The organism is Tomitella cavernea, from assembly GCF_016599145.1.
In the GTDB taxonomy this organism is placed as follows: domain Bacteria; phylum Actinomycetota; class Actinomycetes; order Mycobacteriales; family Mycobacteriaceae; genus Tomitella; species Tomitella cavernae.
On sequence record NZ_JAENKO010000028.1, the window covers coordinates 42426 to 56488 of the forward strand.

Sequence of the window (14063 nt, forward strand, 5' to 3'; positions counted from 1 at the left end):
CGGCCGCGGGCCGGTCTCAGGCGCCCAGGCAGCCCGCGCCGAGCAGCGCCTTGAGGTCGCCCATCAGCGCCGAGGTGGGATCGACGCGCAGCCGATCGTCCAGACGGAACAGGCGCACCTTGTCGCCCTCGCCGCTGACGAGCCGCAAGTGCACGTCCGAGGTGCCCGGGTGCCGGGTGAGCACCTGGCGCAGCGTCTCGACCTTGTCCGGGGTGCACATGCGCGTCGCCATCGTCACCGCCAGCGGCCGCGCCACGCCCACCGACGACAAGTCCGGCACCGCCAGGTCGTTGACGATGAGCGAGCGTCGCTCGTCGCGCTCGGAGATACGGCCCTTCAACAGGACGATGGCGTCGTCGGCGACGTCCATGCCCAGCACCGAATAGGTCTTGGGGAACAGCAGCACCTCGATGCCGCCGGTGAGGTCCTCGAGCTGCGCCGACGCCCACGGCAGCCCCTGCTTGTTCACCCGACGGTTGACCGACGAGAGGATGCCGCCCACCGACACCTGGGTGCCGTCCTTGACCTTGCCCTCGAGGATCGCGGGGATCGACGTGTCCGACTGGGCGGCCAGAACGTGCTCGACCCCGTTGAGCGGGTGACCCGTGACGTACAGGCCCAGCATCTCGCGTTCGAGAGCCAGCCGGTGCTTGGTCTCCCACTCCTCGTCGGGCACTGGGATGTCGAACACCGACGAGTTCTCCTCCGCGGCCCCGTCCCCGCCGAACAGGTCGAACTGGCCGATGGCCTCGGCCTTCTTGGTGCCCATCACGGCGTCTACGGCGTCGGAGTGCACCAGCAGCAACCCCTTGCGCGGATGCCCGAGCGAGTCGAAACCGCCCGCCTTGATCAGCGACTCGATCGCCTTCTTGCCGCAGGCCGCGGCGTCCACCTTGCCCAGATAGTCCGAGAACCCGGTGAACGCGCCCTTCTGCTCGCGCGCCGCGATGATCGACGACACCACGTTGGTGCCCACGTTGCGCACCGCCGACAGGCCGAAGCGGATGTCTTCGCCGACCGAGGCGAAGTAGGTGCCGGACTCGTTGACGTCCGGCGGCAGCACCGTGATGCCCAGGTGGCGGCAGTCCGCCAGATACACCGCCGCCTTGTCCTTGTCGTCGCCCACCGAGGTGAGCAAGCCCGCCATGTACTCGGCAGGGTAGTTGGCCTTGAAGTACGCGGTCCAGTACGACACGAGCCCGTAGCCGGCGGCGTGCGACTTGTTGAACGCGTACCCGGCGAACGGCAGGATCGTATCCCACAACGCCTTGATCGCCTGCTTCGAGTAGCCGTTGTCCTGCATGCCCTTCTCGAAGCCCTCGAATTCGGCCTCGAGCACCGACGCCTTCTTCTTTCCCATGGCGCGGCGCAGGATGTCTGCTCGGCCCAGCGAGTACCCGGCCACCTTCTGCGCGATCTGCATGATCTGCTCCTGGTAGACGATCAACCCGTAGGTGTCGGCCAGGATCTCCTTGAGCGGTTCCTCGAGCTCGGGGTGGATGGGCGTGACCTGCTGGCGGCTGTTCTTCCGGTCCGCGTAGTCGTTGTGGGCGTTCATGCCCATCGGCCCCGGCCGGTACAGCGCCAGCACCGCCACGATGTCTTCGAACCCGGTGGGCTGCATGCGCCGCAGCAGGTCACGCATGGCCACGCCGTCGAGCTGGAACACACCCAGCGTCTCGCCGCGTGCCAACAGCTCGTAGGTCTTGATGTCGTCCAGCGGAAGCGTGTCCAGGTCCAGCTCGACACCGCGGTTGGCCTTGAGGTTGTCGAGCGCGTCGCCGAGCACCGTGAGGTTGCGCAAGCCCAGGAAGTCCATCTTGAGCAGGCCGATCGCCTCGCACGACGGATAGTCCCACCCGGTGATGATGGCGCCGTCCTGGGCGCGTTTCCACAGCGGGATCGCATCCATGAGCGGCTCGGAGGACATGATCACCGCGCACGCGTGCACGCCCGCGTTGCGGATCAGTCCCTCGAGGCCCAGTGCGGTGTCGTAGATGGTGCGCACATCGGGATCGGTTTCGACGAGCGCACGCACCTCGGCCGCCTCCGCGTACCGCTCGTGCTCCGGGTCGGTGATGCCGACGACGGAGATGTCCTTGGCCATGACCGGCGGCGGCAGCGCCTTGGAGATCCGGTCGGCGATCTGGAAGCCGGGCTGGCCGAAGTGCACGCGGGCGGCGTCCTTGATGGCCGCCTTGGTCTTGATCGTGCCGAACGTGATGACCTGGGCCACCTTGTCCTCGCCCCAGCGGTCGGAGGCGTAGCGGACCATCTCGCCGCGTCGGCGGTCGTCGAAGTCCATGTCGATATCGGGCATCGACACGCGCTCGGGATTGAGGAACCGCTCGAACAGCAGGCCGTGCGGCAGCGGATCGATGTTGGTGATGCCCAGCGCGAAGGCCACGAGCGAGCCGGCCGCCGATCCGCGTCCCGGCCCCACGCGGATGCCCACCTCGTGCGCATGCCGTACCAGGTCGCCGACCACGAGGAAGTAGGCGGGGAACCCCATCTGCTCGATGACGCCGATCTCGTAGTCGGCCCGGTCCAGGTACGCCTGCGACGGCCCCGACGGGAACCGGCGCCGCAAACCGGCGGCAACCTCCTCGCGCAGCCACGACCCCTGCGTGTGCCCCTCTGGCACCGGGAAGATCGGCATCCGGTCGTGGTGGGTCCACACCTGCTCGTACGACTCGACGCGCTCGGCCACCAGCAGCGTGTTGTCGCACGCGCCGGGGACCTCGTCGTCGAACAGCGCGCGCATGTCCGACGCGGGCTTGAGGTAGTAGCCGTCGCCGTCGAACTTGAAACGGGTCGGATCGTTGAGCGTCTTGCCCGTCTGCAGGCACAGCAGCGCCTCGTGCGTCTGCGAGAAGTCCTGCTTGACGTAGTGGCAGTCGTTGGTGGCCAGCGGCGGGATCCCCAGCTGCCGGGAGATGTCCATCAGCCCCGAACGCACGCGGCGTTCGATCGACAGGCCGTGGTCCATGACCTCCATGAAGAAGTTCTCTTCGCCGAAGATCTCCTGCCACTTCGCCGCCGCCTCGAGCGCCTCACGCTCGTGCCCCAGCCGCAGGCGGGTCTGCACCTCACCGGACGGGCACCCGGTGGTGGCGATGATGCCCTCGGCGTGCTCGGCGATGATGTCGGCGTCCATGCGGGCCCACTTGCCAAGCTGCCCCTCGATCGAGGCGAGCGAGGACAGCTTGAACAGGTTGCGCAGCCCCGTCGCATTGCGGGCGACCATCGTCATGTGCGTGTAGGCGCCGCTGCCGGAGACGTCGTCGGACTTCTGGCCGGGATCGCCCCACTTGATGCGCTTGGTGTTGAAACGCGACTCCGGGGCCACGTAGGCCTCGATGCCGATGATCGGCTTGATGTCCGCCTTGACGGCCTGGTTGTAGAAGTCGCTGGCGCCGAACATGTTGCCGTGGTCTGTCATGCCCACTGCCGTCATGCCCAGCCGGTGCGCCTCCGCGAAGAGCGCGTCGGTCTTGGCGGCACCGTCGAGCATCGAATACTCGGTGTGATTGTGCAGGTGCACAAAAGAACTGGAATCCCCCGACTGCACCGCGTCCGCCACGTCCTGCCCGGTCCTTTCGCCGATTGCGCCCGGCCGGCGACGACCGCCACCGGCTGCCGACGAGTCTAGGCCGTCCCCGGCACCCGCGTCCCACCCGTCCGCGCGCCGGATCGGCGCCCGCAGTCAGCGCAGGTACTGTACCGGCGGGCGCACCGCGAAGCTGCCGAACACCGCGTCCGCGGGCAGCGCTTCCACCGCCAGGACACCCGGGCGGCCGGCCACCGCGCGCAGGTCCCCGAGGGTGCCGTGCACCACCAATGCCATCACGCATGCGCATCCTCCGCGCAGCCCATCGACCACCGCGGCCGCCACGGTTTCCCGCGACCCCGCAGCGTGCCCCGAACCGGCAGTGTCCCCCGATCCCGCAGCTTCCCCCGGAGCCGTGGCGAGCCCCGTGCGCTGCGCGACGACGTCGGCCGCACGGGACTGGGCGCGAGCCACCATCACGGCCGGGTCGTCCGTGGCGGGGACCTGCACGGGGGTCACCGGAGTCTGCGCCCCGTCGACGGGCACGTGGCTGAGCACCTCGGAAATGCGCATCGGTGCCGCCGAGCGGGCCGCCGCGTCCGCACTCACTCCCTGCTCGAAGGAGACCAGCGCCCAGTGCAAGGCGTCCGGCGGCCCGCTCTCCGCGTCCGACGGGCCGCGCGCCTGCAGGCTCGCCGCCGCGCGCGCGGTGTACTCCGCGACCGTTTCGCCGCCGGCGGGGCCGAGCGCGTCCGTCGTCACGGTCGGCGGCGGGATCGGGTTGGCCCTGCCCACCAGGAACACCGCGATGACCACGGCGACGATGACCACCACCGTCCACGCTTCGGCGGGGACGCGCCTCAGCGCCGTCACGCCGCCTCGCGCAGCACGTCCAGCCCGTACTGCAGGTCGTCCGGATACTCGCTGGTGAACTCCACCCAGCGGCCGTCCCCGGGGTGGGTGAACGCGAGCGAACGGGCATGCAACCACTGGCGTTCGAGGCGCAGCCGCTTGGCCAGCACCGGGTCGGCGCCGTAGGTCATGTCGCCGCAGCACGGGTGGTGCACGGCGGCGAAGTGCACGCGGATCTGGTGCGTGCGGCCGGTCTCCAGGTGCACGTCGAGCAGACTCGCGGCCCGGAACGCCTCCACCGTGTCGTAGTGGGTGACACTGTGCTTCCCGTCGGACCGCACCGCGAACTTCCACTCGTTGCCGCGGGCATGCCCGATGGGCGCGTCGATGGTGCCGCTGGACGGGTCCGGGTGCCCCTGGACCAGCGCGTGGTAGCGCTTGTCCACGGTGCGCTCCTTGAACGCACGCTTGAGCCGGGTGTAGGCGACCTCCGAGGCGGCCACCACCATGACGCCCGAGGTGCCCACGTCCAGCCGGTGCACGATCCCTTGGCGCTCGTGCACGCCGGAGGTGGAGATGCGGAATCCCGCGGCGGCCAGCCCGCCGACCACTGTGGGCCCCGTCCAGCCGACACCCGCGTGCGCCGCGACGCCCACGGGCTTGTCCACGACCACGATGTGCTCGTCGGAATACAGGATGTCCATGCCGGGGACCGGTTCGGCGTCGACGGTCGGCGGCCGCTCGGGTTCGGGCATGTCCACGTCCAGCCACACGCCGGCGCGCAGCCGGTCGGACTTGCCGCAGGCGGCGCCGTCGATGCGCACCGAACCGGACTCTGCCAGGTGCGCCACAGCCGTGCGCGACAGCCCGGTGAGCCGGGCGAGCGCGGCGTCGAGCCGCATCCCGTCCAACCCGTCGGGTACGGGGATCGTGCGTGTATCAGGCATCGCGGGGCAGGTCCTTCCCGTCGGTGGTGTCGGCAGGCCCGGCGGCGTCGGACCCGGCATCGTCTGCGGAATCCGCTTCGTCTGCAGTGTCGGCATCGGATGCGGTCTCGGCATCGGACGGGGACCCCGTATCCCCAGTGGCCTCGGCATCCCCGACCGACACCGCATCGTCCGCGGACCCCGCCACGGGCCGCTGCTGCGGCTCCACGCCGAACAGCGCCAGCGCCGCCAGCAGGATCGCGCCGACGGTGATCCCCGAATCGGCGATGTTGAACACCGGGAACGAGCCGACCGCGATGAAGTCGACGACGTGCCCTTCGAGGGGCCCCGGCGCGCGGAAGAGCCTGTCGACGAGGTTGCCCAGAGCGCCGCCGAGCACCAGTCCCAGGCCCACGGCCCACCAGGCGGAGGTAAGCCTGCGGCCGTAGCGGATTATGCCGGCCACCACGAGCAGCGCGACGATCGTCAGTATCCAGGTCATGCCGGTGGCCATGGAGAAGGCCGCGCCCGGATTGCGGATGAGTGTAAAGCGGATGTCGTCGCCGATCAGCGGTACCGGCTGCCCCGGGGTCATCTTCGCGACGACGACCACCTTGGTGACGATGTCGAGCGTGAGCACGATCACGGCGATCGCGGCGAGCACCAGGGGGCGGCTGACGCGGCGTCCGCTCGCATCGCCCCCGCCGTGGTTCTGCTCGCCGGTCATGATCTGCACGCCTCGTTCACCCGATGCTCCCTCGCTCACCGTTCCATCATCCCCTACCGTGCGGACCGCTGCGGATGCGCCGCACACGCCACGGTGGCGTCGCCCGCGCGGGCGACGCCACCGTGGCGTGTGTGTCGGTGCAGGATCAGGCCGGGCAGGCCGGGCTCTGCACACCGATCACCGTGGCAAGGCCGCAGACGAAGTTGCCGTCGAGGCGCCACGTGCCGTCGACCGCGATGAGCGTGGCCTCGCCGGTGTTGGTCTGGCCATTGAAGTTCGCGCTGAACGGCACCGACAGCACGTCGCCGTTGGGCGGCAGGATGGGGCCGACAACCGCGATGTCCGTCAGCGAGCCGTCCGCCTTGGCCGCGGCGATCTTGTCCGAAAGTGTCTGCAGCAGCTGCGGGTCGGCCTCGAGGCCGGTGACCAGGTCCTGCTTCTGCTCGACCGGTACGGCCGGGTCCAGCGCGGTCTGCAGCTGGGTGTTGAGCTCGTCGACCGTCGGCGTCGGGGGCAGCGCGCTGTCCTGGGCGCCGTCCGCCGCGCCGGTCGTCTGTTCCGCCGCGGTGGTGGTGGTGGTGGGCGTGGTCGTGTCGCCGCCGTCCGAGCCGCACGCGGTCAGAGTCAGTGCGATGGCGGCACCCGCACCGAGTGCGGCGGCGGTTTTACGGAGATTCACAGGCGAGTCCTCGTGGTTGGTCGACCGGAGCGTTTCCGGGTCTGCGAGCAGTTCCACCCGACGCGCCCGCACCGGCGGAAGCCGACGCCGACCCCCGCCGACCCGGCACCCGCGTCGGAATACTCGTACCACTATGCCAAATCGGTCCCCGCACCCGCCGGATCTGTGTCGTCCGCCACACTCCACCGTTCGGGCCAATCCAGGCTGGCGGCCGGGTCGGCCTGGGCCAGCGCGGCGTCCTCCGCGGGCAGAGTGACCACCGGACCGGGCCCGGAAGTGCGGGTTTCGAACCGGACCGTGACCACGCCGTGGCCGCTCCCCTGCACCCAGCCGTGCCCGCGATCCGGGTGCCGCACATCGTCGCCGGCGCTCAGCGGCGTCCGGGCAGCGGCACGCGCATCCCCCGCGCCGACGCTCACATCACCGCCGACGCCCACATCACCGCCGCCGCCTCGGTCACCCGGTTCATCGGCGTCCGCGGAGTCGAACTGCGGGAACAGGACCGTCTGCTGCAGTGCCGTCAGCCCCGCGAAGCCCACGCCCACCAGGCGGATGGGCCCCACCTCGCCGGGATCGACGGCCGCCTTCTGTGCGGCGGCGATGAGCACCGCCCGGTCCGTCGTCGCATAGGTGAGGGTTTTCGAACGCGTGACGGTGGACATGTCCGACTTGCGGAACTTGGCGATGACGGTCCGCGCGCCGCGCCCGTCGTGCAGCAGCCGCCGGTGCGCCGCCTCACCGGTTGCCTGGACGGCGCCCCGGATCTCGCGGCGGGTGAGCAGGTCGGTGGCGAACGTGGTCTCGGCGCTGACCTGCTTGGCCTCCGCGCGCTCGGCGACGAGCCTGTCGTCGATGCCGCGCGCGAGCGCGTGCAGCGCCGGTCCCACCGTCGAACCCAACAGCGAGACCACCTCCGCGTGCCCGAGCGCGGCGAACTGCCCGATCGACTCCACCCCCACCTTGCGCAGCCGTTCATCTGCCACGGGCCCGATCCCCCACAGCTTCCGCACCGGCAGCGGGTCCATCTCCGCCCGCTCCCGCGCCAGAGCGATCACCTTCTGACCGCGCGGCTTCGCCAGCCCGGATGCGATCTTCGCCACCTGTTTCCCCGAGCCCGCCCCTACCGAGGCGACGAGCCCCGTCTCGTCGTAGACGGCGTCCCGCAGGCGTGAGCAGAAGCGTTCGACGTCCTCCGGGCCCGCGCCTACGAGCTCGCCGGGCTCGGCGAAGGCCTCGTCCAGCGACAGCTGCTCGATCACCGGGACGAGACCGCGCACGACGGCGAACACCCGCCGGCCCGCCAGCCGGTAGAGGCGGCCGCGGGGCGGCACCACGACGGCCCGCAGACCCACCAGGCGCCGCGCCTGATGCATGGGCATCGCGGAATGCGCACCGTAGGCGCGGGCCTCGTAGCTCGCCCCCGCGACGACCCCGCGCGGGCCCGCGCCGCCGACCAGCACCGGACGACCGCGCAGCGTAGGCCGCGTCAGCTGCTCCACGGACGCGAAGAACGAATCCATATCCATGTGCAGCACCCAGCGCTGCGCACCCGCCCCGGTCACCGTCACCACGCCGTCCCCGTCACCACGCCGTCACCGCCGCCGATCAGTCACCACCGTCGCACAACCGGCAGGGTCAAGCCCTGTCCAACACGGCCCGCACGCCATCGCCCAGCTCCACCACCGCATCGTCGCCGTCGACCGTGGCGAAGGCGAGCTCGGTGGCGAGGACCTCGCCGGCGATGAGGTCGCCATGCACGCGCGCGCGCTCCGCGAACCGGTCGGGCACGTCGAGGGTCAGGCGGATACGGTCCGAGATGTCCAGGCCCGCGCTGCGGCGCGCGTCCTGCAGTTCGCGGATGCGGTCCTTCGCCCAGCCCTCGGCCTCCAGCTCCTCGGTCACCTCCGTGTCGAGCACCACGAGACCGGCGCCGCCGGGCAGCGCCGCGGTGGAGTCCTCCTCCGCGGCGACGAGCCGGCTGGTGTACTCGCCATCGGCGAGCGCGATGCCCGCCGCGACGACGGTGCCGTCCGCCCCCTGCGCCCAGTCGCCGGACTTGACCGCCTTGATGACCTTCTGCACGTCCTTGCCCAGGCGCGGGCCCGCGGACCGCGCGTTGACGACGAGTTCGAACCTGCCGTGCGTGTCGACGTCCGTGGTGAGTTCGACGTTCTTCACGTTCACCTCGTCGGCGATGAGGTCGGTGAACGGCCGCAGCGCGCCGGCCCCGTCGGCCGCCACGGTGAGGGACCGCAGCGGCAGACGCACGCGCAGCTTGTTGGACTTGCGCACGCCCAGCGCCGCGGAGCACACGCTGCGGACGTCGTCCATGGCCGCCACCAGCTGCGGATCGGCGGGCAGCACGTCCGTTTCCGGCCAGTCGGTGAGGTGCACCGAACGTCCGCCGGTGAGCCCCCGCCAGATCACCTCGGTGGCCAACGGCAGCAACGGCGCCGCCAACCGAGTGAGCACCTCGAGCACCGTGTGCAGCGTGTCGAACGCATCCGGCTCGGCCTCGCAGCCCGCCCAGAAGCGGGGCCGGGAGCGGCGCACATACCAGTTGGTGAGCGCGTCGCAGAAGCCGCGCAGCAGATCGCAGGCACGCGCCACGTCGAGATCGTCGAGCGCGGCGGTCATCTCGTCGCGGCACAGCGCGAGCTTGGCCAGGATGTACCGGTCGAGCACGTGCTGCGAATCGGTGCGCCACTTGCCCGGGCGCTCGGCATAGAGCTGCAGGAAGCCCCACGAGTTCCACAGTGGGAGCAGCGCCTGCCGCACGCCCTCGCGGATGCCCTGCTCGGTGACGACGAGGTTGCCTCCGCGCAGGATCGGCGACGACATGAGGAACCAGCGCATCGCGTCGGAGCCGTCGCGGTCGAACACCTCGGAGACGTCCGGATAGTTGCGTTTGGACTTGCTCATCTTCTGGCCGTCGTCGCCGAGCACGATCCCGTGCGAAACGCATGTGCGGAACGCCGGCCGGTCGAAGATCGCCGTCGACAAGACGTGCAGCGTGTAGAACCAGCCGCGGGTCTGCCCGATGTACTCGACGATGAAGTCGCCGGGGAAGTGGGAGTCGAACCACTCGCCGTTGTCGAACGGGTAGTGCACCTGCGCGTACGGCATCGACCCGGAGTCGAACCACACGTCGAGCACGTCCGGGATGCGCCGCATCGTCGCGCGCCCGGTGGGGTCGTCCGGGTTGGGCCGGGTGAGCTCGTCGATGTACGGGCGGTGCAGGTCGGCCGGGCGCACGCCGAAGTCGCGTTCCAGCTCATCGAGACTGCCGTACACGTCCACACGGGGGTGCTCGGCGTCGTCGGACACCCACACCGGGATCGGCGTGCCCCAGTAGCGGTTGCGGGAGATCGACCAATCTCGCGCGCCCTCGAGCCACTTGCCGAACTGTCCGCGGCCGATGTGCGACGGGTACCAGGTGATCTGCTCGTTCAGCTCCACCATTCGGTCGCGGAACTCGGTGACCTTGATGAACCAGGAGGACACCGCGCGGTAGATCAGCGGATTCCCGCACCGCCAGCAGTGCGGATACGAGTGCTCGTAGGTCTCGTGCCGCACCAGCCAGGCGCCGCTTGCAGCGACCGGGCCCGACGCGTTCTTCAGGTCGCGGATGATCCGTGGGTTCGCGTCGAAGACCAGCTCGCCCACGTAGTCGGTCACCTGGGAGTCGAACCGGCCGCGCGCGTCCACCGGCGTGACCGGAGTGATCCCGGCGGCGTCGGTGACCACCTTGTCGTCCTCGCCGTAGGCGGGTGCGATGTGCACGATGCCGGTGCCGTCGTCGGTGGTGACGTAGTCCGCCGCCATCACGCGGAAGGCGTTCTCGGCGCCGGTGAAGTACGGGAACGGCGGCACGTAGCGCAGGCCCAACAGCTCCCCGCCGGTGAAGTGCGCGAGCACCTCGGGGTCCTCCCCCAGTTCCTTGGCGTAGGCGCCCACGCGCGCCTCGGCCAGCAGGGCGCGGCGCCCGCTGGGCCCCGCCGCGAGCACGTAGCGGACCTCCGGGTGCACAGCGGCGGCCATGTTCGACGGCAACGTCCACGGCGTGGTGGTCCACACCAGCAGGTGCGCGCCGTCCAGCCGCTCGAACGGGCCCGCGCCATTGCCGTCGATCCGGAAACCGACGGTGATCGCCGGGTCCTGACGCGACTTGTAGACGTCGTCGTCCATCCGCAGCTCGTGGTTGGACAGCGGGGTCTCGTCGCGCCAGCAGTACGGGAGCACCCGGTAGCCCTCGTAGGCCAGGCCCTTGTCATAGAGCTGCTTGAACGCCCAGATCACCGATTCCATGAAGGTGACGTCGAGCGTTTTGTAGTCGCGGTCGAAGTCGACCCAACGCGCCTGCCGCGTGACGTACTCTCGCCATTCGTCGGTGTACTCGAGCACGGAGGACCGGCACGCCTCGTTGAACGCGGCGATGCCCATGGTGTCGATCTGCGACTTGTCCGTGATCCCCAGTTGGCGTTCGGCCTCCAGTTCCGCCGGCAGGCCGTGCGTGTCCCACCCGAAGCGCCGGTCGACGAGCTTGCCGCGCATGGTCTGGTAACGGGGCACGATGTCTTTGACGTACCCGGTGAGCAGGTGGCCGTAGTGCGGCAGGCCGTTGGCGAACGGGGGCCCGTCATAGAAGACGAACTCCTCAGCGCCCGCGCGCCGGCGCATGCTCTCCTGGAAAGTGCCGTCCGCGGCCCAGAACGCGAGCACGCGTTCCTCCATCGCCGGGAAATCGGCGGAACCCTTGCTGTGGCCGCCGGTGAGGTCGACACGCGGGTAGGCCGTGGCGGCGGTACTGCTGTCACCGGATCCGGGGTGTTGGGGGTCGGTCACTGTTCAGGCTCCCTACGTGCCAGTTTCCTCGTGCACCCGCGCCGCGGGCCACCTTGACTCGGCACGGGGACGACGCGCCTGCGCCGCGGTACCACCCCGCTTACCCGGCCGCGCTGTGCAGGCCGGGTCGCTCGTGAGGGCTGTGACGGGCCCGCCCGTCCGGGTCTACTGGGCGGACGGACGCCGACCCGCGATGCGGGTCGGCGTGCGTGCCGCTGTTCTTCCGGAGGCTCCCCGGTGATCGCCGGATCAACGCCGCGGCCCCCGAAAGGGGAACCGCACTGGCGCCAACTCTAGTCGGCCTCGTCCTGTGCGCCGTGACCGGCCGTGACCTCGCCACCGGGCTCCTCGCCGCGTTCCAGCTGCGCGTCATCGTCCGGCGGCGAACCGTCGCCTCCGCGCCGACCGCGGACGATGTCGAACACCAACAGGACGAATCCGACGATGCACACGCCGATGCACGCCCAGGCGAAGGCCACCGAGCTGATCACCAGCGCGACGACCAGCAGGACGAACCCGACGAGGGTCACGACCAGGGCTGCGATCAGCATCGGATCCTCCTGAATGTCCGGCGGCGCAGAACGGGCTGGCGCAGGGCGCGGGTACGGCTACGTGCGGTCACTACTTGCGGTCGCGGACCTCGGACGAGTTGTCCACCGGTGCAGCGGACCCGCGCTGGTTGAGCTCCTCGAGCTGCCCCTCCAGGTAGGTCTTCAGGCGTGTCCGGTATTCGCGCTCATAGGTGCGCAGCGACTCGATCTCACCCTCGAGCTTGGTGCGCTGCTCGTTGATGGTGCCCATGACCTCGGTGTGCTTCTTTTCCGCATCCGCCTGCAGAGCGGCGGCCTTGTCCTGGGCCTGCTTGAGCTGGTTCTCGGACCGGGTGCGCGCATCGGCCAGCAGTGCCTCGGACTTCTGCCGGGCCTCGGCGAGCATGGAGTCCGCCTTGGTGCGGGCGTCGGTGACCATCTTCTCCGAGTTGGCGCGGGCGTCGGAGACGAGCTTCTCCGACGTGCTGCGCGCATCGGAGAGCGTCTTGTCCGACTCCGTCTTGGCGTCGCCGGTGAGCCTGTCCGCCGTCTCCTGCGCGAGGGCCAGCAGCTTGGCCGCCTGCACGTGCGCGGCCTCGGTGGCGGCGGCCACCGACGAACCGGATGCGGCCGCAGCCGACGTGTCCGACGAGGACTGCTCCTCGACGTCGGCGGTGACACCGGACGACGAGGCGCCCGTCGAAGCGGGGGCCGAAGCGGGGGCCGAAGCGGGGGCCGACGACGACGAGTGCGTCCGGGCGGCCGGAACCGCCGTCGCCCCGGCCGCGGACGCGCCAGGCGCGCCGGTGGCGGACGAGGCCTTCTTCTCGGCGTCGGCCAGCTCGGATTCGAGCTCGGAGACCCGCTGCGACAGGTCCGAGTTCTCCTCTACGAGCCGGGCCAGCTCGGCCTCGACGAGGTCGAGGAACTGGTCTACCTCGTCCTCGTTGTAGCCACGCTTGCCAATGGGCGGCTTGCTGAACGCCACATTGTGGACGTCGGCCGGAGTAAGCGGCATTGGAGTGTTCCCCTATCGCATACATGGGCAGCCGAGAGAGACCCGGCCATCGCAGTTCACTGCCGCCCATCCTGTCACATCAGGTCACGATCGTGCATCACGAACACCACTCACGCGTACATGAAACGCCCCACGATGCTGATGAGGACGAACAGGATCAGCATCAGCACCAGGATGGACAGGTCAAGCCGGACCTGCCCCATTCGCACCGGCGGGATCAGCTTGCGCAGCAGCTTCACCGGCGGATCGGTGATCGTGAACAGCACCTCGAGCAGCACCACGAGGATCCCCTTGGGATGCCAATCGCGCGCGAATGAGCGGATGAACTCCACGATGACGCGACCGATGAGACAGAACCAGAAAATGTAGAGAAGGACGTAGACGACCTCGAGCGCAGCCATGCTCATCACTCTGCCCGAAAGCGGCGGCGCACCCCACGCCGGGTGACCGGCGGAACCGTCCGGCGTCCGCGCCGCGCACGCCGCCGGGCCGTGATAGGCGGCACCCCCGCCGCGCGGACGCGACGGGGGTGCCTGCCGGCGGATATCACTTGGAGTAAAAGCCCGTCTCCACCAGACGGCGACGGTCCTCTGCGGAGACGTCGATCTCCGCGGGTGAGAGAAGGAACACCTTCGTGGCCACCTTGTCGAACGAACCACGCAGAGCGAACGCAAGGCCCGCCGCGAAGTCGACGAGACGCTTCGCGTCGGCGTTGCTCATCTCGACGAGGTCCATGATCACGGGCACGCCGTCGCGGAACTGCTCGCCGATTGTGCGGGCCTCGCTGTAATCACGTGGCCGGAGGGTGGTGATCTTCGCCATGCCTCCGGACTCGTCGAACAGCGAGGCGGCCCGGCGCGGCTCGACCCGCGGCTCCGGCCGCGCATCCATCGCCAGCGCGCCGCGGGTCCCCGCCATCGGCGCCGGCCGGCTGCC

11 protein-coding genes are annotated in these 14063 nt (G+C 70.0%); all 11 read right to left on the reverse strand.

Annotation, left to right across the window (positions count from 1 at the left end; genetic code table 11):
• Positions 1-16 precede the first annotated feature (16 nt).
• Positions 17-3583, reverse strand: coding sequence for a DNA polymerase III subunit alpha (gene dnaE, locus JJ683_RS11225; protein WP_307810864.1), 3567 nt, complete (start codon positions 3581-3583; stop codon positions 17-19).
• Between the two features lie 123 nt (positions 3584-3706).
• A complete protein-coding gene (locus tag JJ683_RS11230; protein ID WP_200174128.1) occupies positions 3707-4423 on the reverse strand; it encodes a hypothetical protein in 717 nt (238 codons plus the stop codon).
• Positions 4420-5349, reverse strand: coding sequence for an RluA family pseudouridine synthase (locus JJ683_RS11235; protein WP_200174130.1), 930 nt, complete (start codon positions 5347-5349; stop codon positions 4420-4422). The genes JJ683_RS11230 and JJ683_RS11235 overlap by 4 nt, the downstream gene beginning before the upstream one ends.
• Positions 5342-6094, reverse strand: coding sequence for a signal peptidase II (lspA, locus tag JJ683_RS11240; RefSeq protein WP_372435287.1), 753 nt, complete (start codon positions 6092-6094; stop codon positions 5342-5344). Before lspA ends, JJ683_RS11235 begins: the two co-directional genes overlap by 8 nt.
• A 106-nt stretch (positions 6095-6200) precedes the next feature.
• Positions 6201-6734: a WKL family lipoprotein gene (locus JJ683_RS11245; protein ID WP_200174132.1), complete on the reverse strand. Its 534-nt coding sequence runs from the start codon at positions 6732-6734 to the stop codon at positions 6201-6203.
• Between the two features lie 131 nt (positions 6735-6865).
• A complete protein-coding gene (locus JJ683_RS11250) occupies positions 6866-8296 on the reverse strand; it encodes a DNA polymerase IV (protein WP_443733839.1) in 1431 nt (476 codons plus the stop codon).
• 73 nt (positions 8297-8369) lie between these two features.
• Positions 8370-11579, reverse strand: a complete 3210-nt coding sequence (gene ileS / locus JJ683_RS11255; protein WP_307810865.1) for an isoleucine--tRNA ligase — start codon at positions 11577-11579, stop codon at positions 8370-8372.
• Positions 11580-11872: 293 nt separating this feature from the next.
• The gene (locus tag JJ683_RS11260) at positions 11873-12130 is read right to left on the reverse strand and encodes a hypothetical protein (RefSeq protein ID WP_200174134.1); all 258 of its coding nucleotides are present in this window, start codon (positions 12128-12130) and stop codon (positions 11873-11875) included.
• A 70-nt stretch (positions 12131-12200) separates the two neighbouring features.
• The gene (gene wag31 / locus JJ683_RS11265) at positions 12201-13127 is read right to left on the reverse strand and encodes a DivIVA-like cell division protein Wag31 (RefSeq protein ID WP_200174136.1); all 927 of its coding nucleotides are present in this window, start codon (positions 13125-13127) and stop codon (positions 12201-12203) included.
• A gap of 110 nt (positions 13128-13237) precedes the next feature.
• Positions 13238-13528: a YggT family protein gene (locus JJ683_RS11270; RefSeq protein ID WP_200174138.1), complete on the reverse strand. Its 291-nt coding sequence runs from the start codon at positions 13526-13528 to the stop codon at positions 13238-13240.
• Positions 13529-13673: 145 nt separating this feature from the next.
• Positions 13674-14063: cell division protein SepF (locus JJ683_RS11275; protein ID WP_200174140.1), on the reverse strand; the 390-nt coding region annotated here is incomplete at its 5' end.